We start from the raw sequence: 25,790 nt of genomic DNA, 5'->3' as shown, positions 1-25,790 counted from the left end.
CCGGCACAACCCACAAAGAAAGAGACATTCATGGCGACCACAGCACATGCAAGCAGCCCGGCAACGTCGGCCGCGTACTTCCCGCCGCTCGATGCGCTGCCCGGCCGGGGCCGTGTGGCGGGCAAGGTGGCACTGGTGTTCGGTGGCGGTTCGGCTGGCCCCGGCTGGGGCAACGGCAAGGCCGCCGCCATGGTCTATGCCCGCGAAGGCGCGCGCGTGGCGGTGGTGGACATCCGCCGCGAGGCGGCCGAGGAAACCCGTGCCCAGCTGTACGCCGAGGGCTTCGACGCCGAGGCCTATGCCGCCGACGTCACGGACTCCGCCGCCGTGGCCGAGGTGGCGCGGCGCGTGCACGCGCGCTTTGGCGCCATCGACATCCTGCACAACAACGTGGGCATCACGCGCATGGGCAGCGTGATCGACATGGACGAAGCCACCTGGCAGCAGGTGATCGACACCAACCTGACCGGCGTGTTCCTCACCTGCAAGCACGTGGTGCCGGTGATGCTGGCGCAGGGGCGCGGCGCCATCGTCAACATCTCGTCGCTGGCCTCGCAGCAGATCAACAGCTACCCGTACATGCCGTACTACGCGGCCAAGGCCGGGCTCAACCACTTCACGCGGGCGCTGGCCGTGCAGTACGCGGCCCAGGGCATCCGCGCCAACGCGGTGCTGCCGGGCGTCATCGACACACCGCTCATCCACCAGCAGATCGCCGGCCAGTTCGCCAGCACCGAGGAGATGCTGCGCACCCGCAACGCCGCCAGCCCCATGGGCCGCATGGGCCAGGCCTGGGACGTGGCCTACACGGCGCTGTTCCTGGCGAGCGACGAGGCGCGCTACGTGACGGGCGTGTGCATTCCGGTGGATGGCGGCAAGGGCTGCACGGGCAAGTAGGCCCTTCACGTTCCAGCGTTTCAAAGTTCCATTGATTCTTTCATTCCCACATTCGCAGGAGACAACACCCATGAACAAGCACCGAATGAACCGCCGCACGGCCGCTGGCGTCGCACTGGCACTGCTGGGGGCCGCGGCGGCGCTGCCCGCCGCCGCGCAGGGCGCCTTCCCTGACAAACCCGTCAAGCTGGTGGTGCCGTTTCCGCCGGGCGGCACGTCGGACATCAGTGGCCGCGTGCTGGCCGACGCCTTGTCCAAGGAACTGGGCCAGCCGGTGATCGTGGAGAACAAGGCGGGCGCGGGCGGCTCGGTGGGCGCGCGCTTCGTGGCCGAATCCAAGGCCGACGGCTACACGCTGCTGCTGGGCACCACCAGCACCAACGGCACGAATTCGGCGGTGTACAAGAACCTGAGCTTCGATGCGCTCAAGAGCTTCACGCCCATCACGCGCATCCTGTCGGTGCCCGGGGTGCTGGCCATCAACAAGAGCTTCCCCGCCAAGAACTATGCGGAGTTCGCCAAGCTCGTGGGCCAGTCGCCCGGCAAGTATTCGTATGCCTCCTCGGGCAACGGCGGCGCCACCCACATGGCGATGGAGTACTACAAGTCGCTCAGCGGCCTGCGCGTGGTGCATGTGCCGTACCGCGGCACGGGCCCGGCGCTCAACGACGTGATCGGCGGCCAGGTCGAGATGATCTACGACACGCTGGCCTCGTCGATGCCGCACATCAAGTCGGGCAACCTGGTTCCCATGGCCCTGGCCACGCCTCGGCGCCTGAAGGAATTGCCCGAGGTGCCCACCTTCGCGGAGCTGGGCCTCAAGAGCGCCAACGAAGGCTTCTGGAACGGCGTGCTGGCGCCCGCCGGCCTGCCCGCCGATGTGCTGGAGAAGCTGCACGGCGCCATCGTGCGTGCGCTGCGCACGCCGATGGTGCAGGAGAAGTTCGCCGCCGCCGGTGCCATCACGGTCGAGGACACGCCCGCGGCCTTCGCCAAGATCATTGCCGACGACATCGTGAAGTGGAAGAAGGTGGCCGAGACCAGCCACATCACGGCGGACTGACCGTCTGGCCGTCTGACTGACCGGGCCGCTGACGTGGGGGCGCACCGCGCCCTCGCGCCCCTGCATGGCCGCATTGCCCATTGGCGTCGGGCGGCGCGCCATGGGGCCGCTATAACCCCTGCATGACTCTTTCCTGGATCGCCTGGGCGTGGATACCGCTGACGCTGTGGGCCGCATTGGCCCAGACCGCGCGCAACGCGGCGCAGCGCTCGCTCACCGCCGGGCTGGGCACGCTGGCGGCCACGCTGGTGCGCTTTCTGTACGGCCTGCCGCTGGCCGCGGCCTGGGTGGCGGGGCTGACCTGGGTGGGGGCGGGCGGCATTCCGCAGTTCAACCTGGTGTATGCCGCGTGGCTTGCCACGGGCGCGCTCACGCAGGTGGGGGCCACGGCCTTCCTGCTGCTGGCGATGAAGGAGCGCAACTTCGTGCTTGCCGTGGCGTATTCCAAGACCGAGGTGCTGCAGGTGGCCCTGTTCTCGGCCGTGCTGCTGCACGAACTGCCGGGCCCGCTGGCGCTGGGCGCCATGGCGGCGGCCACGGTGGGCGTGGTGCTGCTGTCGCTGCCGCCGGGCGGCTGGCGCGCGCTGCGCGCGGGGCCAGGTGCCGTGGACGGCCAGGGCAGCGGCCGGCTCGTGGTCTACGGGCTGGCATCGGGCGCCTGCTTCGCGCTGGCCAGCGTGGGATTTCGCGGTGCGTCGCTGGCGCTGGCAGAGGCCAATGCGGGCGTGGCGCCCTGGGTGGCCGGTGCCTGGGGCGTGTTCTGGGCGCAGCTGCTGCAGTCGGTGGTGCTGGGCGGCTGGCTGCTGGCACGCCAGCCCGGAGTGGCGGGCGCCATCGCGAGGGCCTGGCGCATGTCGGTGGTGGCGGGATCGATGGGCGCGGTTGCGTCCATTGCTTGGTTCACGGCCTACGCCATGCGGCCCGCGTCCGACGTGCGCACGCTGGGCCTGGTGGAGGTGCTTTTCAGCTACCTCGTCTCGCGCCGCGTGTTCCGCGAGAGCCTGACGCGCACCGAGGGCGTGGGGCTGGCGCTGGTGGTGGCGGGGCTCGTGGGGGTCTGCGCGCAGTGGTAGCGGTCGCAGCCGCAGCAGCGCCGCCCGGGGCGGCTTGAACGCGGCCGCCGCGCGCCTGCCGCACGCTGCACTCTTCGGGCCGGGCGATGAATCCAAAGCGCCCGCTGTGGCGTATTCACCCACAGAAGATCCCATTGCACCGTGAACAGAGACCAATCCCAGAGAATGGGCGCATGAGCACCCTCCACACAGACCGTGAACTGATGGACCTCCTCGACCGCATCGCCGCGCAGGACGACACCGCGCTGAAAAGCCTGTACGAGAGCACCTCGTCGCGGCTTTTTGGCCTGGCGCTGCGCGTGGTGCGCAACCGTGATGCGGCCGAGGACGTGCTGCAGGAGTCGTTCCTGACCATCTGGCGGTCGGCCGCCAGCTACCGTGCATCGCTCAGCCCGCCCATGGCGTGGCTGGGGCTCATCGTGCGCAGCCGCGCGCTCGATGCGCTGCGCAAGCGCACCAGCGACCGCGCGGACCTCATGAACGAACTGGACGATGCCCTGGCGGAAACGCTGCCGGGCGAGGGCGCCAACCCCATGGACGCCACCGAGGCGAGCGAGCAGGCCTTCGCGTTGCACCAATGCCTGGGCAAGCTGGAGACGCGGCAGCGCGAGGTGGTGAGCCTGGCCTACCTGCGCGACCTGAGCCACGGCGAGCTGGCCGAGCAGCTCAAGCTGCCGCTGGGCACCGTCAAGACCTGGATCCGGCGCGGGCTGGAACAGCTGCGCGCCTGCATGGCACGCTATGCCTGAGCCAGGAACCTCCCCATGAACCTTTCCCGACACCCCGAACTGCTGGACCGCCTGGCGGCCAGCTATGCGCTGGGCACGCTGCGGGGCGGCGCGCGCCGCCGCTTCGAAACCCTGGCCCGCGAGCAGGCCCCCGTGCGGGCTGCCGCGCTGGTGTGGCAAGGCCGCTGGTCCGGCCTGACCGAACTGCAGGAAATGGCCGAGCCATCCTCGCATGTCTGGACCCGCATCCACAACCTGGTCGAGGCGGACAAGGCCGCGCGGGCCCTGCAGGCCGCCCATCGGCCCGCAGACCGGGTGCCGGGAGGCGGCTGGTGGCACAGCCTCTTGGTGTGGCGCGGCGCGGCCGCCGCGGGCGCGCTGGCCACCGTGGCGGCGGTGGCGATCGGCGTGCAGGTGCACGGCGCGCTCAAGGCCACGTCGGGCCGGCAGATTGCCACGCTGCAGCAGCAACTGCAGGCCGCGCCGCAGATCCAGTACGTGGCCGTGCTGTCCGACGACAAGGAGGCCGCGTCGATGCTGGTCACCTTCGACCCCAGGAACAACCAGCTGGTGCTGCAGCGCGTGGGCGGCTTCCAGGAAGGGGCCGACAAGTCGCTGCAGCTGTGGGCGCTGCCGCCCTCGGGCGGGCCGCGTTCGCTGGGGGTGCTGGGGCAGGACAGGCTGCTCACCCTGGTGGCGGGCGAGGCCGATGTGAAGCAGGTGCCAGCCCTGGCGATCAGCCTGGAGCCCAAGGGTGGCGTGCCCAGCGCGACCGGACCTACCGGGCCGGTGCTGTTCAAGGGCGCGCTGATCGAGCGCATGCTGTAAGGGGCGCCGGGGTGGAGGGCTGGCGCAGGCACCCGTCAAAAAAATTTATCTGTCGTTTTTGAATCCACCGGGTGCCGGGGTTCGTAAGTTGGGAGCAACATCCACTTACAACCGCGACACCGCCCTTTGGGAGAGATCACGATGGAATACAGGCTTCACTGCACGCTGCTCGCGGCACTGGCGATGGGCGCCGCCGGGCTGGCCCAGGCCGGGACGGGCAAGCTGCTGCTCACCGGCGGCGTCAGCAGCATCGGCGGGTCGGCCGGCGGCGGGCTCACGCCCTGGGCCGTGATCGGCACGAACGCCACGGCGGGCGAGACCGGCTTCAGCGGCTACGCCACGCGGGCGGCCACGCAGGACTACGGCCTCACGGGCTATGGCGTGGCGCTGGGCCTGCACGACCGGCTGGAGCTGTCGCTGGCCCGGCAGGATCTTGATGCCTCGCCTGCGCTGGCGCTCAACGGCATCGCGCCCTTTGGCGTGGCGCCCGGCCAGCACATCCGGATGGATGTGGTGGGCATCAAGGTGAAGGTGGCGGGCGATGCCGTGCTGGATGCCGACAGCCTCATGCCGCAGATCGCCGTGGGCCTGGAGCACAAGCGCACGCACGCGGGCTCCATCCGGTCGGTGCTCGACTTCCTCGGTACAAGAACCAGCGGCACCGATGTGTATGTGAGCGCCACCAAGCTGCTGCTGGCGCAGAGCCTGCTCGTCAACGGCACCCTGCGCTACACCAATGCCAACCAGAACGGCCTGCTGGGCTTTGGCTCGGCCGCGCCGGGCAGGAACAGCCGCAGCCTGCAGCCCGAGTTCTCGATGGCCTACCTGCTGAGCAAGAACCTGGCGGTCGGCGCCGAGTACCGCTTCAAGCCCAACAACCTGCAGGCGCTGGGGGCGGCGGCCGGCCTGGGCGCCGCGCTGCGCGAGGACGACTGGAAGGACATCTTCATCGCCTGGGCACCCACCAAGAACGTGTCGCTCACGCTGGCGTATGTGGACCTGGGGCGCATCGTGCCGGGCATCACCAACAACCGCCGCCAGACGGGCTACTACCTGTCGGCCCAGGTCGCTTTCTGAGCCCGCTTCGGAGACCCCCCGTGACGATCAAGCGCAACACCCTCACTGCCCTGGCCCTGGCCGCCGCCTGCCTGTGGGCTCCAGCTGCCCTGTCGCAGCCTGCCCCGGCCACCTCCCCGGCGGCGCCCGCGGGCCTGTACCAGGCGCTGGGCGAAAAGCCCGGCATCACCCGCCTCATGGACGACTTCGTGGACCGTGTCGTGAGAGACCCGCGCATCGGCGGCCACTTCAAGGAGGCGAAGCCCCAGGCCCTCAAGGAAAGCCTGACCGACCAGGTCTGCCAGCTCAGCGGGGGGCCTTGCAAATATGAAGGCGCTGACATGAAATTGGCCCATGCCGACATGGACATCCACAAGGGCCACTTCAATGCCCTCGTGGAGGTGCTGCAAAGCGCCATGGATGCCCAGGGCATACCCTTCGCCCAGCAAAACCGGTTGCTGGCCCTGCTCGCACCCATGCACCGGGACGTGATCACCATCCACTGACGCCATGATGAAAAATACTATTATTTTGATAGCTATCAGCGCTTTATGGGTAAGCGCTAGCGCCGGAAATGTTCAAATCCAGGTGCTGGACCGCGAGGGCCGGCCCGTGCCCGATGCGGTGGTGGTGGTGTACCCCGGCGCCACGGCCGGCACGCCCCCGAGCCTGCTGCAGGCCAGCCCCACCATCGAACAGGAGAAGATGCGCTTCGTGCCCGCCTTGACGGTGGTGGCCCCCGGCACCACCGTGCGCTTCACCAACCAGGACCGGTGGGACCACCATGTGCGCGGCAACCCCGCCACGGTCGCGGCCGCCGCGGCGCCGGGCGGCACCAACCCCGGCTTCGAGCTGCGCCTGGCGGGCAAGACCGATGGCAAGCCCTCCAACTTCGCCGACGTGAAGCTCGACACGCCCGGCGTGGTGCTGCTGGGCTGCCATCTGCACGGCTCCATGCGCGGCCATGTGTTCGTGACCGATTCGGCCTGGGCCCTCAAGACCGACGGCGACGGCATTGCCCGCTTTCCCGCCGTGCCCGAAGGTGCCGCCCAGGTCCGCGTATGGCATGCGGAGCAGCTGGTGGACCTGCCGCGCAAGGCCCTGAACGTGGCGCCCGGCCCGGTGCTCGACACCGTGCAGCTCAGCGTGGTGCCGCGCGTGCGCCGCGCCCCGCCCGCCGCGCCCCCGGGAGGCCCCATGGGTTCGTACAGCCAGGCGCCCGCGGGCGGCGCCCACCTGCACCCCGGCAGCTGACCCGCCACCACGGCGGGTGGTCCACCGGATGGCGGGCCAGCGGGCAGGCCGGCGCCCCGTGGGCCGTGCCGGCCCTTCGCTTCCTCAGCCCGGCAGCTTCAGGCCGCCCGGTCCCGAGGGAATGGTGTTGACGCTGCTCTTGTTGCCCGCGGCCGGCGCGCCCACGTTGTCCACCTTCACGCTCCCGGCGGGGGCATTGAGGTACAGGTAGAGCGCCTGTGCATCCACATCGCTGAGCTGGCCCAGCGACTCGAACGGCATGACCTGGATGGGCGTGCCGTCCGGCCGTTTGCCGGTGCGCAGCATGGCGACGAAGCTCGCCGCCGTGGGGTAGCGCGCCAGGGCGCTGTCGGCGCCGGGGCGGATGTCGGCGGCAGCGGGCCAGTCGGGCGGTCCGCCCGGAATCTTGCCGCCCTCCAGCGTGGCGCCGTGGCAGCCGATGCACATGTTGGCCACGTACTGGCCGTTGGCCAGTGTCACGCCGGCTGGCACGGGGCGTGACGGAGCGAGCTGGTGGTCGATGCGCGCCGCCGCGTCGGGGATGGCGCCCAGGCCGTACAGCACCCAGGCGGGGCGGGGCAGCTCCACCACCGCCTGCGTGCCCTCCTGGGGCTTGAGCTGGCGCACATACGACACCAGGGCATTCAGGTCGTCGTTGGTGAAGCGGTTGTAGTCCTCGCTGGGCATCACCAGCACGGGGCGGCCGTTGGGCTTCACGCCATGGCGGATCACGCTGTTCCAGTCCTCGGGCTGGTAGCGCGCCACCACGCCGGCGGGCGTGATGTTGGGCCCGATGATGCGCGTGCCCTTGCCGTCGTTGACGAATTCGCGGCCCGTGCCCTGCGCGCCGTGGCAGTCGGTGCAGCCGCGCGATGCATACAGGTAGCGCCCGCGCTCGATGGTCTGCGCATCGGTGGTGTAGGCCACGGGCCGGGGCTTGATGTCGATGTAGCGGTTGCGCTTTTGCTCGGCCAGATACAGGCCGCTGGCCGCCGTGGCGGCAACGATGGCGCTCAGCAGCAGCGCGCCGCCGGCGGTCCATTTGATCCAGCGTTTCATGGGGGTCCCTCTTCTTCGAATGAATGATTGGCGTGTCCAGGCGCCGGATTCTGAATTCGAAGAAGCGGTTTGTGCCACCCGCCGCCGCAAGGCGTGGCGGGGCCGGTGACATTTGTCACAAACGGCCCGCCGGTGTGGGGGGCCGCGAAGGTTCAGCGCTCGATGGTCTTGTTCCAGCGCGTGTTCCAGGCCGGGCGGTTGGCGTTCACGCTGTCCCAGTCCAGCGTCACGGCGTTCTTCATCCACTGGCTGATCTGCGCCACTTGCGCCGCGCCTTCGCCCACGGCCGGGGCCTTGGGGTTGGTGGGGATCTGCGCGCCGAACTGCAGCACGTTGGCCTGCGCCAGCGGGCTCAGCAGGAACTCGGCCAGCTTCTGCGCCAGCTCGGGCTCGCTGTTCCTGGCGATCACGCACTGGCCGGTCATCAGCACCACCGAGCCCTCCTTGGGCTGTGCGTATTCCACGGGAATGCCCTTGGACTTGAGCGCGGCCACGGCCGTGGGCGTGAGCGGGAACAGCGCGGCCTCGCCGGTCTGCACCATCTCGGAGATCTTGGCCGAGCTCGGGATGTATTCGAGCACATTGGGGCCGATGGTCTTGGCCCAGTTGTTGAAGCCCGGTTCCACGTTCTTGTCGTTGCCGCCCTGGATGCGGTTGAACATCAGGAAGCCGTGCAGCCCGAACGACGACGACGGCATGGACTGGAACACCACCTTGCCCTTGTACTTGGGGTCTGCAAAGTCCATCCACGAGGTGGGCGCGGCCCAGCCCTTTTCGGTGAACATCTTGGTGTTGTAGGCGATGCCGGTCATGCCCAGGCTCACGCCGCTGGCCAGGTCGTCCTTGAAGCGCGCCGCGGGGTAGATGTCGTTCAGGTGCGGGTTGGGGCGCTGCTTCTCGCACAGGCCCATGCCCATGGCGCGCACCATGATGCCGTCATCGAGGAACATCACGTGCATCTGCGGCTTGTCCTTGTTGGCCTGGGCCTTGGCCAATATGTCCGAGGACGTGCCCGGCACCACCACGACCTTCACGCCGTGCAGCTTCTCGAACGCCGGGAACACGTACTGGGTGTACGCCTTCTCCATGGTGCCGCCGTTCATGCCGATGTACAGCGTCTTGGGGGTCTGTGCCACGGCTGCGCCGCTGGCGGCCAGGGCCGTGGCAGCGGCCGCAGCCAGCAGGCCGCGGCGCAGGGAAACGTTCGGGCGGAAAGCGAAGTTCATGGTGATTGCCTTTCGGGTGGGAGGGGGTGGGGAGAGGTCGGCGGGCTCAATGGGCCTGCGCTGTGGTTGTTGTGGGCGTGGCGCCCGCGGCGGGCGCTGGCGGCGTGTCAAAGCGAGCCAGGGAAAACGCGTCGATCGGCGTGCTGGTGTGCCCGTCGCGCGCCAGTTCGGCCAGCACTTCGCCCACGGCGGGGCCGATCTGAAAGCCCGCGCCCGCAAAGCCGAAGCCATGGATCAGGCCGGGCGTGGTGCGGCTCTTGCACAGCACGGGCTGGCGGTCGGGCAGGTAGCCCTCGGTGCCGCTCCAGGTGCGGATGAAGTGCGCGTGCGTCAGCGCAGGCAGCAGCTCGACCGCCTGCACGGTGAGCGACGCGATGGCGCTGCGCTCCGAGCGCGCGCGGTCGCCGTCGAGCCAGAAGCCCGACCCGCCGCCCAGCACCAGATTGCCGCGCGCCACCTGCCGGCAGTAGATGCCGCCGCCTTCCACGCCCAGGCTCCATTGCATGAAATAGGGCAGGGGCTCGGTGACCATCATCGCGGGGTGGCCGGAGCGCAGCGGCACCGGTTCGCCAAACTGCTCCGCCATCGCACCGGCCCAGGCACCCGCGCAGTTGAGCACCACCGGGGCACTGACCTCCAGTGCCGTGTCCGAGTGCAGCGTGAACAACTGCCGGCCGTCGTGTTCGATGCGTGTGAGCGGCGAGCGCTCGAAGATCTGCGCGCCGGCGCGTTGGGCTGCCAGCGCGAACGCGGGCGACACCAGGCGCGGGTTGGCCTGCCCATCGTCCACGCACAGCGAGCCGCCCACCGCCTTGCCGCCCAGCCAGGGGCACTGCGCCCGCAGGCGCTCGCCGCTGATCAGCTCGATGCCCAGGTCGAAGTCCCGGCTCTGGTGGGCGTAGTGCTCCAGCGCGGCCATGTCCGCCTCGCTGCGCGCGATCTTGAAATGCCCGGTGCGGGCGTACTCGCCATCGGTGCCGATCAGTTCGGGCAGGCGCGCCCAGATCTGGTGGGCGCGCTGCGCCAGGGGCAACTGGCTCAGGGGTCGCCCCTGGCGGCGCACACCGCCGTAGTTCACGCCGCTCGAGCGCGAGCCGCAGCGATCGCGCTCGAGCAGCACGACATCGACGCCCTGGCGGCGCAGGGCCAGCGCGGCCGATGCACCCACGATGCCGCCGCCCACGATGGCGACGTCGGTCTTGACGGTCCGAGGCGTGCTGCTGTTCATGCGCTGGCTCCCGCGTCGGTGGCCTGCCGTGCCTGCAGGTGGATCGGTATCGGCTTGATCGGCGCCTGTCCGCGCAGCCGGCCCACCCGCTCCACGGGCTGGCCGGTGGCCTGCGCCAGGATCTCGGCCGCGGCCACGCCGCAGCTGCGGCCCTGGCAGCGGCCCATGCCCACGCGGGTGAGCGCCTTCAGTCGGTTCATCTCGTCGGCACCGGTCTCGCGCACGCAGGCGCGCAGCTCGCCCGCCGTGATGTTCTCGCAGCGGCACACCACCAGCGCATCGGGCGCGTGCGCGGCCCAGTCGGTGGGGAAGGGAAAGGCGCGTTCCAGCCCGTGGCGAAACCGCATCAGGCGGTGGAGCTGCCCCTGCAGCGCCCGCATGCGCGCCGCGTCCACGGCCGCCCCGTGGTCCTGCAGCAGTGCCAGCGCGGCCAGCTCGCCGGCCCACTCGGCCGCGTCGGCACCCAGGATGCCCGCGCCGTCGCCCGCCAGGTACACGCCCTGCACGCTGCTGCGGCCTGCGGCATCGCGCTCGGGCAGGTGGGCGCGGTGCATCGGTGCCCAGCCAAAGCGGCAGCCCAGCAGGTCGGCCAGCTGTGTTTCGGAGCGCAGCGCGTAGCCAAAGCCCACGGCGTCGCAGCTGAGCGTGTGCTCGCGCCCGGCGCCATCGGCCCACACCACGCCGGCCACGCGGCCATCGCCCAGCACGCGCACGGGGCGGATGCCGCTGTGGATGGGCACGCCGTGCGCACGCAGCCAGCCCACGTAGTAGACGCCCTTGGCGAACACCGCCGGCTGCGTGAGCATGGCGGGCACGGCGGCCAGCTGGTCGGCCAAGCGCGCGGTGTCGAGCACCGCAGCCACCATGGCGCCGGCCTTGGCGTACTGGTAGGCCACCAGGTACAGCAGCGGGCCCGTGCCCATCAGCACCACCCGGCTGCCGATGGCGCAGCCCTGGAACTTGAGCGCCACCTGCGCGCCGCCCAGCGTGTAGACACCCGGCAGCGTCCAGCCCGGCACGGGCAGCACGCGGTCGGTGGCGCCGCTGGCCACGATGAGCTGGCCGTAGGGCACGGTGCGCGTGGTCTGCGTGGGGCCGTGCAACACGTCCAGCAGGCCGCCTTGCGCATTCCACACCAGGCTGTCGGGCTGGTAGTCGATCTGTGCGTGCAGGCCGTCCAGCGTGTCGTGCAGTGCGGTGGCACGCGCGGCCTCGGTGCCGTACAGCGTGGCGGGGGTGCGCTTGAAGTGGGCGGGCGGGCGGCGGTAGATCTGCCCGCCGCCGCGCGCGGCTTCGTCGATCAGCACCGGCCGCACGCCGTGGGCCGCCAGCGTCTGCGCGGCGCGGATGCCGGCCGGGCCCGCGCCCACGATCACGGGTTGCAAAGGGGGCGCCATCGTCATGGCTGGCCTCCGCGCGCAAAAACCTCGGCATCCACGGGCTCGGTGCGCAGCGCCATGCCGGGTGTGACGAAGGTGCTGCAGGCGCGCAGGCGCTCGCCGCTGTCGGTCAGCACCCAGCAGTCCTGGCAGGCACCCATCAAACAGAAGCCTGCGCGCGGCTCATGGCTGAACTCGTTGCGGCGCAGTTGCGCATGCTGCGTGAGGATGGCCGTCAGCACCGTATCGCCCTGAAGAGCGGTGGCGGATTGGCCGTTGATGGTGAAGTGCACGGGCGCACGGCTCTTCTCGGCCAAGCGGTGCAGCAAGGCAGGGCTGGAACTCATGTTTTCGGTGCTCATCTACTTCCGGCCCACGAGGACGCGGTCCAGTCCATACACACGGTCCAGCAGCACCATGGCGCACGCCGTCACGGCCACCATCAGCGCCGACACGGCCGCCATCAGCGGGTCGATGGATTCGGTGGCGTACATGTACATGCGCACCGGCAGCGTCACCGTGCTGGGCGAGGTGACGAAGATCGACATGGTCACTTCGTCAAAGCTGTTGATGAAGGCCAGCATCCACCCGCCCGTCACGCCCGGCAAAATCATGGGCAGCGTGATGCGCGTGAACACCGTGGCCTGGCTGGCGCCCAGCGACAGGGCTGCATGCTCCGCGCTGCGGTCGAACCCCACCAGCGCCGCCACCACCAGGCGCAGCGTGTACGGCGTGACGATGAGCGCGTGCGCCACCACCAGCCAGCCAAAGCTGCCCGTGCCGCCGATCAGCGCGAACAGACGCAGCAGGGCCACGCCCAGCACCAGGTGCGGAATGATCAATGGCGACAAAAACAGCCCATTGAGAAAGCCGCGCCCGGGAAAGTCGTAGCGCGTGATCGCAATGCCCGCGGGCACTGCCAGCACTGTCGCCAGCGTGGCCGACGCCAGGGCCAGCCACAGGCTGTTCCAGAACGACTGCATGAAGTCCGGGTGGTCGAACACCGCCTTGAACCAGCGCAGCGAGAACTCGGTGGTGGGCAGCGTGAGCGTGTTGTGCGGCGTGAAGGCGACGATGCACACCACCAGCAGCGGGGCCAGCATGAAGGTGATGACGAGCGCGTTGAACGCGAGGGCGATGGGGCCGTTTTTTTGCATGGATCAGGACTCCCGCCGGGCCGTCCCAAGGGAGGCCTGCGCCCCCTTGGGGGGCAGCGAATACACGAAGTGATGGAGCGTGGGGGTGGTCATACTTACCCGAGAGATTTTTTGTACCGGCCTTCAACCAGGCGGTTGTAGCTCAGCATCACCACCAGGTTGGCCACCAGCAAGGTCAGCGCAATGGCGGCGCCCAGCGGCCAGTTCAGCTCGTGCAGGTACTCGTCGTACACCACCGTGGCCACCATCTTCAGCCGCCGCCCGCCCAGCAGGCCGGGAATGGCGAACGAGCTGGCGGCCAGGCCGAACACGATCAGGCTGCCTGACAAGATGCCCGGCAGCACCTGCGGCAGCACGATGCGCCGCAAGGTGGTGAAGGGCGAGGCCTGCAGCGACAGCGCGGCGTTTTCCACGCCCGGGTCCAGCTTCTGCAGTGATGTCCACACGGGGATCACCATGAAGGGCAGCATCACGTGCACCAGCGCCACCACCACGGCGATCTCGGTGTAGAGCATCTTCACCGGGCCGATGCCCACCAGGCCGAAGGCAGCGTTCACCAGCCCCTCGGGGCCGAGCAGCATGCTCCAGCCAAAGGCCCGCACCACCACCGACACCAGCAAGGGCGCCAGCACCACCAGCAGCAGGATGGAGCGCCACGGGTTGCGCATGCGGCTGAGCACATAGGCCTCGGGCGCGCCGATGGCCACGCAGATCAGCGTGACCAGCCCGGCGATCCAGAACGTGCGCCAGAAGATCGCGTGGTAGTACGAATCGGCAAACACATGGCGGTAGTGCTCCAGCGTGAACTCGCCCGCCTTCACCCCCGTGGCCGGGTCGAACGCGTTGAAAGACAGCACCGCCGTGAGCGCCAACGGCACCAGCAGCAGCACGGTGAACAGCAGCAGCGCCGGGCCGGACAGCCACCAGGGCATGGCCTTCCTGCCCAGCAGCGGGTGGGGTGCTGAGGACAGGGTCGATGGGGTGGCTGTCATGGCGTGGCCTCGGCCTCGGCGGCTGCCATGGCGGCTTCATCGGCGGGCAGCAGGCGCATGCAGTGGTCGGGCCAGTCCAGGCCGGTGCGGTCGCCTTCGTCCAGCGCGTTGCGGCCGTCGTTGGGCGCCAGCACCATCAGGTCGCCCAGGGGGGTGCCCACGCGGTACAGCCACTGGCTGCCCAGAAAGAAGCGTTCGCGCACCTCGCCGTCGATGCGGCCCTGCACTGCGGGCACCAGCTGCAGCTTTTCGGGCCGCACGCTCAGCAGCACGGCCGCGCCGGGACGAAACTGCGCGCCGTCCACCCGCACCTCGATGGGCCCGGCGCCCACATGGGTGTGCGTGCCGGTCGCCGACGTCACCTTGCCGGGCACCAGGTTGGCCTTGCCGACGAAGGTGGAGATGAAGCGGGTGCGCGGGTGCTCGTACACGCGGTGCGGGTTGTCGATCTGCGTGGCGCGGCCGGCCTCCATCACCACCACGCGGTCGCTGATGGACATGGCCTCGCTCTGGTCGTGCGTGACCATCACCGTGGTGGTGCCCACCTTGCGCTGGATCTGGCGCAGCTCGAACTGCATCTCCTCGCGCAGCTTGGCATCCAGGTTGGACAGGGGCTCGTCCAGCAGCAGCACCGGCGGTTCGATGACGAGTGCGCGCGCCAGGGCCACGCGCTGGCGCTGGCCGCCCGACAGTTCGCGCGGGTAGCGCGTGGCGTGCGCCTCCAGGTGCACGAGGCCCAGGGCCTGGGCCACGCGGTCCTTGCGCTCGGCCTTGGGCACCTTGCGCATCTCCAGGCCAAAGCTCACGTTGTCGGCCACCGTCATGTGCGGAAAAAGCGCATAGCTCTGGAACACGATGCCCAGCCCGCGCGTGTTGGCCTTGGCGTGGGTGATGTCGCGCCCGTCCAGCTCGATGCGGCCGCTGCTCACCGCCTCGAAGCCCGCCACCATCTGCAAGGTGGTGGTCTTGCCGCAGCCCGAGGGGCCGAGCAGGGAGACGAATTCGCCTTTTTCCACCGTGAGGTTCATGGACTGCACCGCGCAGGTGCTGCCGTAGAACTTGCTCACATCGCTGAGCTTCAGGAAGGACATGGGGGCCTTTCTTCGGATTCCGGTTTCCTGCCATGCGCGTGCTCCGAGCGGCGCGCGCATGGATGTCTTTGTGCCGGGCTGCCTCTGCTGAACAAGGTGGCTTGCCACTGCTGCACCGCCGTGGTGCATGGGGCCGTTCAGGATGGAGAGCCTTGGCGTTTTCAGTTCACTCTATTGCAACAACCGAACCAGATCGCACCGGGTATTCCATTAATCAGAATTTTTCTTTAAATTATTCCGATAGTTGGAATGTGATGGGTAGAATGAAGCCCATCTATTCCGCAGGAGCGATGCATGGAAGCAGCAACCGCAGGCACGGGCGGCGTACCCCGGGTCTTTGCCCTCATCCGCGCCCTGGTGGCCGTGCAGGCCGAGGGCGGCCGGGTCACCCAATTGGCGCGTGCCATCGGTCTCACGCAGGGCACCACGCACCGTTTGCTGCAATCGCTGGTGGCAGAAGGCATGGTCGAGCAGGACGAGCGCAGCAAGCTCTACCGGCTGAGCATGGACTTCTTCGCCCTGGCTGCGCGCGCCGGCAACCCGGGCGACCTGCGCAGCCTGTGTCGCCCGGCGCTGCTGCGGCTGTGCGGCAGCCTGGGTGACAGCATCTTTTTGCTGGCGCGCAGCGGCTTCGACGCCATCTGCCTGGACCGCAGCGAGGGGCCCTTCCCGATCCGTTCGTTCACCGGCGACATCGGTGGCCGCGTGGCGCTGGGGGTGGGGCAGGGCGCGCTGGCCATCCTGGCCTTCCTGCCCGAGGCCGAGCGCGAAGAGGTCATCCGCTTCAACCTGTCGCGCGTGCGCGAGTACGGCGTGTACGACGAGGTGTATTTGCGCACCGAGATCGAGCGCGTGCGCCAGCAGGGCTACGCGGGCCGCAACACCGGCCTGCTCGAAGGTATGGCCGGGGTGGCCGTGCCCATCTGCGACCGCGAAGGCCGCGCCGTGGCGGCGCTGAGCGTGGGCACCATCGCCGACCGCCTGAACGCCGACCGCATGCCCACGGTGGTGGAGCTGCTCAAGCGCGAGGCCGCTGCCATCGGGCCCCGGATCAACCCCTTTGACGCCACCCTGCGCCGGCCTGCACAAAGCCTGGCGGGTTCGCCGCCAGCGCAGCGGGTAGTGCCCGGCGCGGACCGGGCGAGCGCATCCGACCCTCTGGGCTGAGGTGCTGGCCTGGCGGCGCGCGGCCCGCGCTCGGCAAGTCCCGGCCGCCATCCGCGTGGCCCGCAGAAAAATGCGCTGGACAGCGTGGTGGCAGTCCGCCCCGCTATAGTCCGCGCTCCCCCTGGCGGTTTGCGGGCCGGCGATGCACGCCGTGTTGACCGACCCGCCTCTTCAAGACAAGAAAAAAACGAACACCATGGGCCTGCAGCAGACCACCCCCGAATACCTCGACCAATGCCGCGCCGCGCAGCGGGCTGAGCAGGAGCAATCCCTGGCGGCCACCAACGACTGGGCGCACGTGGACAAGCCCCAGGTGCATGCCGACTTCGCTGCGTTCTACCAGGAGCTGGGACCGCTGATCGATGCGCACGCCCCTGAATCCGAGGCCATCCAGGCCCTGATGGAAAAGCATTTTTCCATCGTCGCGCGTTTTTACGTGCCGTCGCGCGACGCTTATGTGGGCACCGTGCTGTTCTATGCCGACAATGCCGACATGAAGGCGTTTCACAATGCCTACCACCCGCGCATGGTGGAGTTCCTGGGCGACGCCGCGTTCGTCTACGCGCTGCAGAACCTGCAATAGCGCTCCCTGGAGGCCCCTGCAACCCCATGCCACGCCGGCGCAGCCACCCGCGAGCGGCGCACTGGAACCCTTTGCTCCCGTGTGCGGCGCCCTGGCCGAAGCGCTGCGGGACGATGCGTTCTATCAGGCCGTCACCATCGACCACGCGGCCGACCCCGCCCTGCGGCACCGTGTGCTGGCCCACTACTTCGCGCTGGCCCTGGACGAGGCCCGCGCCGTGGGCGAGGTGCATGTGTCGGGCGCCGACGGCGCCGCCCTCTGGCTGACCCAGGAGGCCACGGCCAGCGCGCAGGCCCTGCACGGCGAGCGCCGCACCCAGGGGCTTTCCCGGCTGCTCGGGCCCGCAGGTTTCGCCAACTATGTGCGCATCGCCGCCGCCATGGAGGAGCAGGTGCCCGGCGACCTGCGGGGTGCGTGGTACCTGTCCATCCTGGGCGTGCGCCCTGCTGCGCAGGGCCAGGGGCTGGCGCAGGGACTGCTGCGGCTGACGCTGGCCCGCGCAGACCTGGCGCGCGCCATCTGCTTTCTGGAAACCTTCAACCCGCTCAGCCTGCCGTTCTACCGGCGCCTGGGGTTCACGCGCACGGTGGAGTGCGTGGAACCGGTCTCTGGCCGCACGTACTGGCTGATGGTGCGCGAGGCCGCGCGGCGCCCCTGAAGGCGCGCAAGCCCAGGCACGCACGCCCGCCACCGCCCGCGCGGCGGGTTTCTGAAAGGTGGGGTTTCATCCCAGTAGCAAAGCCACCACCAATCACTTAGTATGGTCCGCAGAGGGATAGAGGCCAGCCAGGCCGCCGATCTGTCCTGACGTTTGCTGGGTGTGCTGGTGGGTGGAAATGAATCGATGAAGCGTGATGTTCGCCTGGCAGTGCTGCTGCTGACCGTTGTGTACCTCTCGGTGGCTGCCGCCACCGCCTGGCAGATGTGGTCGGCGCGGGAGCGCTCGCTGGCCGAAATCGACACCCAGAACCTCAACCTGGCGCAGACCCTCAACACCTACACCGAAGGCGTCATCACGCAAAGCGCCATGCTGCTGCTGGGCATCGTGGAGCGGCTGGAGGAAGAGGGCACCGGCCCCCAGCACATGCAGCGCCTGCAGCGGCTGATCGACCAGCAGGAACATTTGCTGACCCAGCTCAATGGCATCGTCATCTATGGCGCCACCGGCGACTGGCTCATGTCTTCGGCCGGGCGCTTGCCGGCCCAGGCCAACAGCACGGACAGGGCCTTCTTTGCCCACCACCGCGACAGCGCGTCGCGCGAGCCCTTCATCGGGCCGGCCATCCGGAGCCGCTCCACCGGCGACTGGGTCATCACCATCAGCCAGCGCTTCGAGGACAAGGACAGGCGCTTTGGCGGCGTGGTGGTGGTGAGCCTGGGCATCAAGAGCTTTCTGGAGCTGTTCGGCAAGATCGACGTGGGCGACCAAGGCGCCATCGGGCTGTCGACCACGGGCGGGCAGATGCTCGTTCGCTATCCCTACCGCGAGCAGGACCTGGGCCGCGACTTCTCCAAATCGGCCAATTTCCAGCGCGTCTACTCCGGCGCCGTGTCCGGCACGGCCTCGTTCAAGTCCGGCATCGACGGAACGCAGCGGCTGTACGCCTTTCGCAAGAGCGACCGGTATCCCGTGGTCACCACCGTGGCGGTGGGCAAGGAAGAAGCCCTGTCCGGCTGGCGGCATCAGGCGCTGCTCACTGCGGCCGTCGTCGGTGCCTTGCTCCTGGGCATCGCGGTCATCGGCTGGCGGCTGCTGCTCGACATCCGCCGCCGGACCCGCGCCGAGGCCTCCCTCGTGGCTGCGCGCGAGGATCTGATGCGGGTGAACCAGAAGCTGGAGGCGCTGGCCGCGCAAGACCAGCTCACGGGCCTGGCCAATCGCCGCTGCTTCGACGAAACCCTGAACATGGAGTGCCGCCGCGCGAGCCGGCAGGGGACGCCGCTGTCCCTGCTGCTCATCGATATCGACTACTTCAAGGGTTTCAACGACACCTACGGCCATGTGGCGGGCGATGCCTGCCTGCAGGCGGTGTCGAAATGCCTGGTGCAGTACGCCAAACGCCCCGGTGACCTCGTGGCGCGCTACGGCGGGGAAGAACTGGCGATCATTCTTCCCGGCACGGATCTTCAGGGGGCGCGCATTGTGGCGGAGGTCGTGCGGGAGCGGATCGAGGCGCTGGCCATCGCGCACAGCGGCAGCTCGTGGGGCTGCGTCACGGTGAGCGTGGGAGCCGCCACGATGGCAGGGCCTTACGCGCAGGGGTGCGAGCGGCAACTGATCGAGGCGGCGGATGGCGGGCTGTACCGGGCCAAGGCGTCAGGGCGCAATCGGGTGGAAGCGCCGTGAAGACAGGGTTCTTTCCGGATCACAAGGTCCTGGCGTAGAACGGAATCAGCTGGCCCATCGCGGCTTCCACATACTGGGGCACCCAGTAGGTCTCGATGTGCGTGGCGCCTTCGATCTTGAACAGTTCCTTGTCCTTCGCGCCCGTGGCCTTGGCGAACGCATCTTCGGTCATGTACAAGCTGTCAGCCTTGCTGCCCGCGATCATCAGCAGCGGTTGCTGGATCAGTTCGATCTCCTCGGTGGCATCCCAGCGCATCAGGTCCATCAAGCTGCTCGTGGTGTATTTGAACGTGGAGCCCGGATGCGCATGGGTGCGCCAGTAGTATTCGTAGCCCTGCCGGTACATCTCGAATGGCAACGCCGCAATCTGCTCATCCGTCATGTCGGCATCGCCCGAATAGAGAACCTTGCCTCCCGCCTTCTCCTGGGCGCGCGCATCCGACGCGTCCTTCAAGCGCTTCTGGATCGTATCCAGCTGGGAGTCGGAAAACCCGTTGCGGCGGACCCGTCCGGAGTTGAACATGCTGAGCGTCGCCAGCGTCTTGAAGCGCTTGTCTGACTTCGCTGCCGACAGCGCATAGCCGCCGCCACCACAAATGCCGAGCAGTCCCAGGCGCGCCGCATCGACACCTGGATAGCGGGTGATGAAGTCGGCCGCACCGTGAATGTCCTCCGTGCGAAATTGCGGCTTGTCCGTGCTGCGTGGCTGGCCGCCGCTGCCGCCCTGATACGCCGCGTCCATCGCGATCGTGATGTAGCCCTGCTCCGCCAGGTGCTGGGCATACAGGCCGGCGACCTGCTCCTTCACGCCGCCGTTCGGGTGCGCCACGACGATCGCGGGGTATTTCTTCTTGGGATCGTGGTTCGCCGGGGTGTAGACGTTGGCGACGATGTCCAGGCCGTTGAGCTTGTACTTCACCGGGCGGATGTGGACCTTGCCCGGCTCGTTCTTCGTGATCGCGCCGGCATAGACCAGCGTGAAGGGATTCTTGCTGCCGCCACCAGCGGCGACAGCGGAGGTGGGTGTGGCCATGGCGGGAACACCGATGGCGGCGGCTGAGATGGCAAGGGCCGAGGTCCCAAGGAACTCGCGGCGCTTTTCATTGACGGCTTCGTGTTTCATTCAAGCTCCAATCATTTTTGTGGTCTGCCTGCGCGGCATGGCGCGGCCGGGTACATCAGTCCAGCTTCTTGTGGGCCAGAAACTGCGACACCAGCTGCGCGATCTGCAGGTTGTTCAAGTCGGACATCAGGAAGTGCGTGTTGCCGCGCACTCCAATCTCCGGAAGGTGCACCAGCCGGGCGTCGCCGCCGTGCCTGTTGACGGCGTCGACCCACAGCCGGGCCATGGCCAGCCGCACGCGCCAGTTGTCCTGGCCGCGCTCCGGGGTGGGCTCGACCGGGAAGTTGTCGCCGTAGTAGATGGTGATCGGGAGCCGGGTGAGCTTCAGGAAGTCCGGCATCGGCACCGCCTCGGGCGACAGCGTCCCGGCCGCACTGGGCATGGCCGGGGGCAACTCGCCCCGCGGAAAGATGAAGCCGCTGCCCGGCTCGAAAGCGACGATCGCCTTGACGTTCGGGTTCTTGATTGCCGCCAGCCAGCCCGGGCCGCCGGCTTGCGAATGCGTGAACAGGATCGCCGGGCCGATTTTGGTGAACAGTGCCGACAGGGCGTCTGCTACCACGCCGGCGTCGTAGGGGCCGGTGTTGGGCGTGACCGAGCGGAAGAACTGCTCCAGCGTCTCCGGCTTGCGGTCGAACTGGACATTGCCGAAGTAGTTCGGCCACTTGCCCATCCGGAACTGGTCGAAGAACAGCTGGTCGTTGGGTGCCGGCTCGATCGTTGCCGCGACCGTGCTGCTGCCGGCCCGGCCACGGCGCGGCTGGTCCACCACGTAGACCGGAAAGCCACGGCGCAGGAACAAGGTCTGAAAGCCCTCGCGCCCGTCCGCCGTGGTTTCCCAGCTGCGCGCGGACTGGAAGGCGCCATGCAGCATCACGATGGGCAATGCCTTCGGGTTCTGCGGCACCTGGTAGAAGGCATAGAGGTGGTCGCCGTGGAAACTCTGGCCCGAAGCGCCCGGCTTGTTGTTGTCGTAGTTTCCGGGGGTTTTCTGCACGGTCCCGCCGACGGCGAAGCTCCCCTGGGCCTGGATCACCAGCGGACCAGGGGCGTTGCCGGTGCCCTGGGGAGAAGGGGTTGCGCAGCCGGTGATGAGCGCCGGCAGGGCAAGGGCGGCGGCCCACAGGATTCGGTGGGTGTCCATGTTCAACCTTTCGATGCGGCGGCAACCGCCTGCGTGAGCGCGTCCTGGGCGCGATGGGCGGCATCTGGATCGCCCTGTTCTGCCAGCACCTGCACCAGTTGCCGCAGCTGCGTGGCACTCAGGCCCACGCGCAGGCTGGCCCGCAGGTGCGAGCGCAACTGGGCCTCCACGCCCGGCATGGCGGCGAGCGCGCCGACCGTGGCCAGTTCGCGGCTTTGCCAGTCGAGGTTGTCGCGCTCGAAGATGTCGCCGAACAAGTGGGCCTGCAGGAACTGGTTGATGACGGGCGCGAAGTCGAACAGCGGGCCCTGCACCGGCCCGCCGGAGATCGCGGTCTGGTTCGCCTTGCCGGCCGCCACCAGTTCATCGCCGGTGGCGATGCGGCGGCCGGGTTCGCGGCCCGGTGCGTCCTGGATGCCGCGCTGCCTGCGTTCCTGCACGACCTTCATCAGTTCGCCAAGCGCGTTGAGGCTCTTGGGGAACCCCGCATAGGCGTAAAGCTGCACCAGAACTTCCTTGGCCTCGCTGACCGTCATGCCCGCATCCAGCCCCTGGTTCAAGGCCGTGTTGAGCCGGGGCATGTTGCTGGCCGCCGCAAAGGACGCCATCAGGGGGATGGCCTGCTGCCTGGCCGACAGGACTTCGCTGGCGGGCTGTGCATGCGCCGCTGCCCGCGGGGGCACGATGTGCTGGCCGGCGTGTCCAGCCGGCATCGCGGCGGGAGCCGCCGCGGCCAGGCCCGCGCTGGCCAGGGCGGCCTCGTAGTCCTGATCGCTGACCTTGTCTTTCCAGGCCACCGAGGTGCCATCTTCCTTTTCGGCGATGGCGACATGGGCCATGGGGCCGCCGGGGCCCGCGCCGTGCCAGTGGCGCACGTTGGCGGGGATGCCGACCACGTCGCCGGGGCGGATCCACTGGGCCGGTTGCCCCGCCTGCTGCACCAGGCCCAGGCCGGCCGTGACCACGAGCGTCTGTCCCAGGGGATGGGTGTGCCAGGCCGTGCGCGCCCGGGCCTCGAAACGCACCGTTGCGCCGCCGGCCTTTCCCGGCGGCAGCGCCTGAAACGGCGTGCTGATCTCGACGGTGCCCGTGAAGGTCTCCGGCGCCCCGGTCGCGGCGGGCGACGGCGCGGCCGTGCGGACGGCAACGGCGGGCGCGGCGCTTTCCGGTCCGGGCCGCTGCGCGCTCGCCACGGTGGCTGCGCCGCACAGGGCGAGGCAAAGCAGTGTCTTCATGCGCATGGCTCAGAGGTCGAGCTTGCGCCCGGCCATCCACTGGACGATGGCGGGATCGCGGTGGGAGAAGAAACTGCTGGTGCGGGTGTCGAGCGTGGCAATGCGCGCCATGTCCGCGGCATCGAGCTCGAAGTCGAGGATGGCGATGTTCTCCGCCATGCGTTCCCTGCGCACCGACTTGGCCAGGGTGGCGATGCCGCGCTGGGCCAGCCAGCGCAGCACGACCTGGCCCACGGATTTGCCGTGGCGCCTGCCGATGTCGGTGAGCACCTCGTTCTCGAACAGGTTGTTGCGCCCTTCCGCAAACGGTGCCCAGGCCTGGGCCTGCACGCCGATTTCCCGCATGAAGGCGGCGCTCTCGATCTGCTGCAGGAACGGGTTCACCTCCACCTGGTTGACGGCCGGTGCGATCTGGTTGAACGCCTGGATGTCCATCAGTCGGTCGGGGTGGAAATTGCTGACGCCGATGGCACGCAGCTTGCCCGCGCGGCAGGCTTCCTCCATTGCGCGCCAGGCGCCATGCACGTCGCCGAATGGCTGGTGGATGAGGTAGAGGTCCAGATAGTCCACCTGCAGGCGGCGCAGCGATGTGTCGATGGCCCGCTGTGTGCGCTCGTAGCCGGCGTCCTGAACCCAGAGCTTGGTCGTCACGAAAAGCTGGGCCCGCGCCACGCCGCTGGCCTTCAGGCCCTTGCCGACCGCTTCCTCGTTCAGGTAGGACGCCGCGGTGTCGATCAAGCGGTAGCCGACCTGGATGGCGTCGATCACGCAGCGTTCGCATTCCTGCGCATCGGGAATCTGGAAGACACCGAAGCCCAGGACGGGCATCTGGACGCCATTGTTCAAGGTGAGGTGTTGCAAGGTGGGTTTCCTCAGGGGACTATGGGGCGAAGTCTAGGAACTGGACTCACATCCGGATAGTGGTAAATAGGTTGCTGGATTCGCATCCAAATGGAGACAATGCCGGCAGGAGGAAGCAGCCATGGCCATCAACGAACTCCGCTCCGTATCCACCTTCATCAAGGCCGCGGAGCTGGGCAGCCTGCGCAAGGCGGCACACGCGCTCGACATCAGCCCGCAGGCGGCGAGCAAGGCGCTGGCGCAACTGGAGGAACACCTGGACGCGAGGCTGTTCCATCGCACGACGCGGGTGATGTCGCTGACCGATGCAGGGCAGCGCCTGCTGGAGGACGTGCAGCCCGCGTTGCTGGGCGTGCAGCGCGCCCTGCAAAACGCGCGGACGGCCAGGGACGAATTCGCCGGGCCCTTGCGCATAGCCGGCCCTCGCACGGCTTTTCAGCCCATCCTCTGGCGCCTGGTGGAGGAGTTCTGTGAACGGCACCCCGGCATCCAGCCCGACGTGCTCCTGGACGACCGGGTGGGCAACTGGGTCGAGGACCGGGTGGACGTTGGCTTTCGCCTGGGCGCCTCGCCGCATGAAGGGGTCATCGCCCGCAAGCTGTTCCCGTTGCAGATGGTCATTTGCGGAGCACCGGCGTATTTGCAGCGCTTTGGCGTGCCGGACTCGCTGGCGGCCCTGGCTGCCCACCGCTGCAGTGCTTTCCGCCACCCCGGCACGGGCAAGGTCGCCCCCTGGCATGTGAAGCTGGGGGAGCAGACCGTGGACCAGCCGGTCGTGCCCGCCATCTGCAGCAATGACGAAGTCTTCGAGCTGCAGGCCGTGCTGGCGGGCAAGGTCCTGGGGCAGCTGGCGGGCGTGACCGCGGCGCCCTATATCCGTTCGGGGCAACTGGTCCCCGTCCTGCGCGACCACATGCCCGATTTCGCCAGCTACTTTGTGTACTTCGGCAGCAGGACGTCGCAGCCTGTGCGCGCCCGGGCGTTCATCGACCTGGCCGTGGAACGCCTCACCAACAACCCGCAGTACGTATTGAACGACAAGGAACTGGCGGGGGCGGATCGCCGGGCCGGCCGCACCGCGCGCAGGCCGCCGGGAACCGCCAGCAGCCGGGCAGTGCGGCCCGCCTGAAGCCGCTGCCTGCCTTCCGCTAGGGGTTTTGTGCAGGGCCGATCGAGCCGCCCGCGCCGGGCCTTGGCGGACTTCCGCTGGTGGACGGGCGCTGAATGACGGCCTGCCGGTGCGCGGCCCGGGCGCCGGATACCCGGTGCTGCCACTTCACTTTTCATAGCTGCCAGCGCTTTAGCCAAAACGGCTGGAGGCATTTTTATTCAAAAATTCCATGGACCCGGTGGTGCAGGGGCGTCGCGCCGGTCCTCAGCCTTGGGCTTGCCGCTGGCCTGCGCATTCCCCCACCACCCAGTCCCTGAACGCCTTCACCAGCGGCGTCTGCGCGCGCGCCTCCGGGTACACGAGGTAGTACGCATCGGTGCTGGTCAGTACCGTGCCCGACAGCTCCACCAGGCTGCCCGCCGCCAGCTCCTGCTCGATCAGGAAACGCGGCAGCAGCGCCGCGCCCAGGTGCGAGACGGCGGCCTGGGCGATCATGGCGAAGTGTTCGGACTGGGGGCCGCGCAGGGCCAGGGCCGTGGGGGCGCCCACCAGCTCGAACCACTCGGCCCACTGGGTGGGGCGCGTGCTTTGCTGCAGCAGCACCACGCGGGTCAGATCCTGTGGCGTGCGGATGTGGTGGCGGTCGCGGTAGGCGGGGCTGCACACGGGCACCGTCTCTTCGTGCATCAGGTATTCGCACACGGCACCCGCCCAGTGCGGCGCACCGAAGTGGATGGCCGCGTCGAACGGTGTTCCCGCGAAATCAAAGGGCTCGGTGCGGGCCGAAAAATTGACCATGGCCTCGGGGTGCTGGGCCATGAAGCCGCCCAGGCGTGGTATGAGCCAGCGGGTGCCCAGCGTGGGCAGCACGGCCAGGTTGAGCAGGCCGTCGGTGCTCGCGAACGCCATGGCCTTCTGAGTGCTGGCCGACAGCTGCTGGAGCACGGCCAGCACGTCGGCGGCGTAGACGCGGCCCGCGTCGGTGAGCACCACGCGCTGGCGCACGCGGTGGAAGAGGGCGGTGCCCAGTTGCTCCTCCAGCTGGCGGATCTGGCGTGACACGGCGCTTTGCGTGAGGTGCAGCTCCTCGGCCGCGCGCGACACGCTCTGGTGGCGGGCAGCCGTTTCAAAGGCCAGCAGGTCGGCGGTGGAAGGCAGGAAGGCGCGGCGCAGCATGGTCATGCGTGG

At 68.8% G+C, this 25,790-nt stretch carries 26 protein-coding genes; 13 read left to right on the top strand and 13 right to left on the bottom strand.

The genetic code is table 11. From position 1 onward, the window contains the following. The first annotated feature begins 30 nt into the window (after nt 1-30). From AC3RCE_RS18660 to AC3RCE_RS18625, 8 genes are all read left to right on the top strand, one after another. Nucleotides 31-897 carry an SDR family NAD(P)-dependent oxidoreductase gene (locus AC3RCE_RS18660; protein WP_255591092.1) on the top strand — a complete coding sequence of 289 codons (867 nt, stop codon included), beginning with the start codon at nt 31-33 and terminating at the stop codon, nt 895-897. A 70-nt stretch (nt 898-967) separates the two neighbouring features. Beyond that, complete coding sequence (locus AC3RCE_RS18655; protein ID WP_255594731.1) at nt 968-1,960, top strand: Bug family tripartite tricarboxylate transporter substrate binding protein; 993 nt, start codon at nt 968-970, stop codon at nt 1,958-1,960. A 122-nt stretch (nt 1,961-2,082) separates the two neighbouring features. Continuing rightward, nucleotides 2,083-3,033, top strand: coding sequence for a DMT family transporter (locus AC3RCE_RS18650; protein ID WP_492253655.1), 951 nt, complete (start codon nt 2,083-2,085; stop codon nt 3,031-3,033). Between the two features lie 173 nt (nt 3,034-3,206). Continuing rightward, entirely contained in the window at nt 3,207-3,782 is a 576-nt protein-coding gene (locus AC3RCE_RS18645) for a sigma-70 family RNA polymerase sigma factor (RefSeq protein ID WP_218340070.1), read from the top strand. Between the two features lie 15 nt (nt 3,783-3,797). After that, the gene (locus tag AC3RCE_RS18640; RefSeq protein ID WP_492253654.1) at nt 3,798-4,589 is read left to right on the top strand and encodes an anti-sigma factor; all 792 of its coding nucleotides are present in this window, start codon (nt 3,798-3,800) and stop codon (nt 4,587-4,589) included. Between the two features lie 141 nt (nt 4,590-4,730). Then, nucleotides 4,731-5,666 (top strand): DUF3034 family protein, encoded by a 936-nt coding sequence (locus AC3RCE_RS18635; RefSeq protein ID WP_492253653.1) that lies wholly within the window; start codon nt 4,731-4,733, stop codon nt 5,664-5,666. A 26-nt stretch (nt 5,667-5,692) separates the two neighbouring features. Then, the gene (locus AC3RCE_RS18630; RefSeq protein WP_492255408.1) at nt 5,693-6,151 is read left to right on the top strand and encodes a group I truncated hemoglobin; all 459 of its coding nucleotides are present in this window, start codon (nt 5,693-5,695) and stop codon (nt 6,149-6,151) included. Nucleotides 6,152-6,155: 4 nt separating this feature from the next. Next, a complete protein-coding gene (locus AC3RCE_RS18625; protein WP_369643029.1) occupies nt 6,156-6,899 on the top strand; it encodes a cupredoxin domain-containing protein in 744 nt (247 codons plus the stop codon). Between the two features lie 84 nt (nt 6,900-6,983). On the opposite strand, the gene AC3RCE_RS18620 is transcribed toward AC3RCE_RS18625, so the two are convergent. The 8 genes from AC3RCE_RS18620 to AC3RCE_RS18585 form a co-directional block, all read right to left on the bottom strand. Continuing rightward, the gene (locus AC3RCE_RS18620; RefSeq protein WP_218295639.1) at nt 6,984-7,958 is read right to left on the bottom strand and encodes a c-type cytochrome; all 975 of its coding nucleotides are present in this window, start codon (nt 7,956-7,958) and stop codon (nt 6,984-6,986) included. 152 nt (nt 7,959-8,110) lie between these two features. Beyond that, nucleotides 8,111-9,184: an ABC transporter substrate-binding protein gene (locus AC3RCE_RS18615; RefSeq protein WP_218295638.1), complete on the bottom strand. Its 1,074-nt coding sequence runs from the start codon at nt 9,182-9,184 to the stop codon at nt 8,111-8,113. Nucleotides 9,185-9,230: 46 nt separating this feature from the next. Next, on the bottom strand, nt 9,231-10,412 hold the full coding sequence (locus AC3RCE_RS18610; protein ID WP_218295637.1) for an NAD(P)/FAD-dependent oxidoreductase: 1,182 nt from the start codon (nt 10,410-10,412) through the stop codon (nt 9,231-9,233). Then, complete coding sequence (locus tag AC3RCE_RS18605) at nt 10,409-11,815, bottom strand: FAD/NAD(P)-dependent oxidoreductase (RefSeq protein WP_492253652.1); 1,407 nt, start codon at nt 11,813-11,815, stop codon at nt 10,409-10,411. Before AC3RCE_RS18605 ends, AC3RCE_RS18610 begins: the two co-directional genes overlap by 4 nt. Beyond that, entirely contained in the window at nt 11,812-12,138 is a 327-nt protein-coding gene (locus AC3RCE_RS18600; protein ID WP_492253651.1) for a (2Fe-2S)-binding protein, read from the bottom strand. The genes AC3RCE_RS18605 and AC3RCE_RS18600 overlap by 4 nt, the downstream gene beginning before the upstream one ends. A gap of 15 nt (nt 12,139-12,153) precedes the next feature. Beyond that, the gene (locus AC3RCE_RS18595) at nt 12,154-12,948 is read right to left on the bottom strand and encodes an ABC transporter permease (RefSeq protein WP_369643025.1); all 795 of its coding nucleotides are present in this window, start codon (nt 12,946-12,948) and stop codon (nt 12,154-12,156) included. A gap of 95 nt (nt 12,949-13,043) precedes the next feature. After that, entirely contained in the window at nt 13,044-13,940 is an 897-nt protein-coding gene (locus AC3RCE_RS18590) for an ABC transporter permease (protein WP_492253650.1), read from the bottom strand. After that, nucleotides 13,937-15,031 (bottom strand): ABC transporter ATP-binding protein, encoded by a 1,095-nt coding sequence (locus tag AC3RCE_RS18585; protein ID WP_492253649.1) that lies wholly within the window; start codon nt 15,029-15,031, stop codon nt 13,937-13,939. The genes AC3RCE_RS18590 and AC3RCE_RS18585 overlap by 4 nt, the downstream gene beginning before the upstream one ends. Before the next feature lie 294 nt (nt 15,032-15,325). Here AC3RCE_RS18585 and AC3RCE_RS18580 point away from each other — a divergent pair, with 294 nt between their 5' ends. The 4 genes from AC3RCE_RS18580 (at nt 15,326) to AC3RCE_RS18565 (ending at nt 19,128) form a co-directional block, all read left to right on the top strand. Beyond that, nucleotides 15,326-16,198: an IclR family transcriptional regulator gene (locus tag AC3RCE_RS18580; protein ID WP_369643023.1), complete on the top strand. Its 873-nt coding sequence runs from the start codon at nt 15,326-15,328 to the stop codon at nt 16,196-16,198. A gap of 154 nt (nt 16,199-16,352) precedes the next feature. Next, nucleotides 16,353-16,781 carry a TipAS antibiotic-recognition domain-containing protein gene (locus tag AC3RCE_RS18575; RefSeq protein WP_255594729.1) on the top strand — a complete coding sequence of 143 codons (429 nt, stop codon included), beginning with the start codon at nt 16,353-16,355 and terminating at the stop codon, nt 16,779-16,781. Nucleotides 16,782-16,860: 79 nt separating this feature from the next. After that, a complete protein-coding gene (locus AC3RCE_RS18570) occupies nt 16,861-17,439 on the top strand; it encodes a GNAT family N-acetyltransferase (protein WP_492253648.1) in 579 nt (192 codons plus the stop codon). A 186-nt stretch (nt 17,440-17,625) separates the two neighbouring features. Then, nucleotides 17,626-19,128 carry a sensor domain-containing diguanylate cyclase gene (locus AC3RCE_RS18565; RefSeq protein ID WP_218295629.1) on the top strand — a complete coding sequence of 501 codons (1,503 nt, stop codon included), beginning with the start codon at nt 17,626-17,628 and terminating at the stop codon, nt 19,126-19,128. Nucleotides 19,129-19,147: 19 nt separating this feature from the next. On the opposite strand, the gene AC3RCE_RS18560 is transcribed toward AC3RCE_RS18565, so the two are convergent. Genes AC3RCE_RS18560 through AC3RCE_RS18545 form a run of 4 tightly spaced genes read right to left on the bottom strand, consistent with a single transcriptional unit; the run spans nt 19,148 to nt 23,491 of the window. Continuing rightward, entirely contained in the window at nt 19,148-20,251 is a 1,104-nt protein-coding gene (locus AC3RCE_RS18560) for an alpha/beta hydrolase (RefSeq protein WP_492253647.1), read from the bottom strand. A gap of 55 nt (nt 20,252-20,306) precedes the next feature. After that, entirely contained in the window at nt 20,307-21,395 is a 1,089-nt protein-coding gene (locus tag AC3RCE_RS18555; RefSeq protein ID WP_492253646.1) for an alpha/beta hydrolase, read from the bottom strand. A 2-nt stretch (nt 21,396-21,397) separates the two neighbouring features. Beyond that, nucleotides 21,398-22,630: a (R)-mandelonitrile lyase gene (locus AC3RCE_RS18550; RefSeq protein WP_218340083.1), complete on the bottom strand. Its 1,233-nt coding sequence runs from the start codon at nt 22,628-22,630 to the stop codon at nt 21,398-21,400. A gap of 9 nt (nt 22,631-22,639) precedes the next feature. Then, nucleotides 22,640-23,491: an aldo/keto reductase gene (locus AC3RCE_RS18545; RefSeq protein WP_492253645.1), complete on the bottom strand. Its 852-nt coding sequence runs from the start codon at nt 23,489-23,491 to the stop codon at nt 22,640-22,642. Nucleotides 23,492-23,612: 121 nt separating this feature from the next. On the opposite strand from AC3RCE_RS18545, the gene AC3RCE_RS18540 reads away from it, so the two are divergent. Further along, complete coding sequence (locus AC3RCE_RS18540; protein ID WP_492253644.1) at nt 23,613-24,620, top strand: LysR family transcriptional regulator; 1,008 nt, start codon at nt 23,613-23,615, stop codon at nt 24,618-24,620. Nucleotides 24,621-24,866: 246 nt separating this feature from the next. On the opposite strand, the gene AC3RCE_RS18535 is transcribed toward AC3RCE_RS18540, so the two are convergent. Next, nucleotides 24,867-25,778, bottom strand: a complete 912-nt coding sequence (locus AC3RCE_RS18535) for a LysR family transcriptional regulator (protein ID WP_492244256.1) — start codon at nt 25,776-25,778, stop codon at nt 24,867-24,869. Between the last annotated feature and the right edge of the window lie 12 nt (nt 25,779-25,790).

It is taken from the genome of Acidovorax sp. GW823-FHT05D11 (genome assembly GCF_058795695.1).
The sequence above is the reverse complement of the archived record's forward strand: the minus strand, read 5'-3'. Positions and strand labels throughout refer to the sequence as shown.

What these genes read in the sequence shown, in the direction of transcription:
- AC3RCE_RS18590 (WP_492253650.1), bottom strand. Translation starts at nt 13,940, where the DNA reads ATGACAGCCACCCCATCGACCCTGTCCTCAGCACCCCACCCGCTGCTG.
- AC3RCE_RS18550 (WP_218340083.1), bottom strand. Translation starts at nt 22,630, where the DNA reads ATGAAGACACTGCTTTGCCTCGCCCTGTGCGGCGCAGCCACCGTGGCG.
- AC3RCE_RS18610 (WP_218295637.1), bottom strand. Translation starts at nt 10,412, where the DNA reads ATGAACAGCAGCACGCCTCGGACCGTCAAGACCGACGTCGCCATCGTG.
- AC3RCE_RS18645 (WP_218340070.1), top strand. Translation starts at nt 3,207, where the DNA reads ATGAGCACCCTCCACACAGACCGTGAACTGATGGACCTCCTCGACCGC.
- AC3RCE_RS18580 (WP_369643023.1), top strand. Translation starts at nt 15,326, where the DNA reads ATGGAAGCAGCAACCGCAGGCACGGGCGGCGTACCCCGGGTCTTTGCC.
- AC3RCE_RS18615 (WP_218295638.1), bottom strand. Translation starts at nt 9,184, where the DNA reads ATGAACTTCGCTTTCCGCCCGAACGTTTCCCTGCGCCGCGGCCTGCTG.
- AC3RCE_RS18635 (WP_492253653.1), top strand. Translation starts at nt 4,731, where the DNA reads ATGGAATACAGGCTTCACTGCACGCTGCTCGCGGCACTGGCGATGGGC.
- AC3RCE_RS18560 (WP_492253647.1), bottom strand. Translation starts at nt 20,251, where the DNA reads ATGAAACACGAAGCCGTCAATGAAAAGCGCCGCGAGTTCCTTGGGACC.
- AC3RCE_RS18640 (WP_492253654.1), top strand. Translation starts at nt 3,798, where the DNA reads ATGAACCTTTCCCGACACCCCGAACTGCTGGACCGCCTGGCGGCCAGC.
- AC3RCE_RS18605 (WP_492253652.1), bottom strand. Translation starts at nt 11,815, where the DNA reads ATGACGATGGCGCCCCCTTTGCAACCCGTGATCGTGGGCGCGGGCCCG.
- AC3RCE_RS18585 (WP_492253649.1), bottom strand. Translation starts at nt 15,031, where the DNA reads ATGTCCTTCCTGAAGCTCAGCGATGTGAGCAAGTTCTACGGCAGCACC.
- AC3RCE_RS18555 (WP_492253646.1), bottom strand. Translation starts at nt 21,395, where the DNA reads ATGGACACCCACCGAATCCTGTGGGCCGCCGCCCTTGCCCTGCCGGCG.
- AC3RCE_RS18535 (WP_492244256.1), bottom strand. Translation starts at nt 25,778, where the DNA reads ATGCTGCGCCGCGCCTTCCTGCCTTCCACCGCCGACCTGCTGGCCTTT.
- AC3RCE_RS18660 (WP_255591092.1), top strand. Translation starts at nt 31, where the DNA reads ATGGCGACCACAGCACATGCAAGCAGCCCGGCAACGTCGGCCGCGTAC.
- AC3RCE_RS18600 (WP_492253651.1), bottom strand. Translation starts at nt 12,138, where the DNA reads ATGAGTTCCAGCCCTGCCTTGCTGCACCGCTTGGCCGAGAAGAGCCGT.
- AC3RCE_RS18655 (WP_255594731.1), top strand. Translation starts at nt 968, where the DNA reads ATGAACAAGCACCGAATGAACCGCCGCACGGCCGCTGGCGTCGCACTG.
- AC3RCE_RS18650 (WP_492253655.1), top strand. Translation starts at nt 2,083, where the DNA reads ATGACTCTTTCCTGGATCGCCTGGGCGTGGATACCGCTGACGCTGTGG.
- AC3RCE_RS18625 (WP_369643029.1), top strand. Translation starts at nt 6,156, where the DNA reads ATGATGAAAAATACTATTATTTTGATAGCTATCAGCGCTTTATGGGTA.
- AC3RCE_RS18565 (WP_218295629.1), top strand. Translation starts at nt 17,626, where the DNA reads ATGAAGCGTGATGTTCGCCTGGCAGTGCTGCTGCTGACCGTTGTGTAC.
- AC3RCE_RS18620 (WP_218295639.1), bottom strand. Translation starts at nt 7,958, where the DNA reads ATGAAACGCTGGATCAAATGGACCGCCGGCGGCGCGCTGCTGCTGAGC.
- AC3RCE_RS18595 (WP_369643025.1), bottom strand. Translation starts at nt 12,948, where the DNA reads ATGCAAAAAAACGGCCCCATCGCCCTCGCGTTCAACGCGCTCGTCATC.
- AC3RCE_RS18540 (WP_492253644.1), top strand. Translation starts at nt 23,613, where the DNA reads ATGGCCATCAACGAACTCCGCTCCGTATCCACCTTCATCAAGGCCGCG.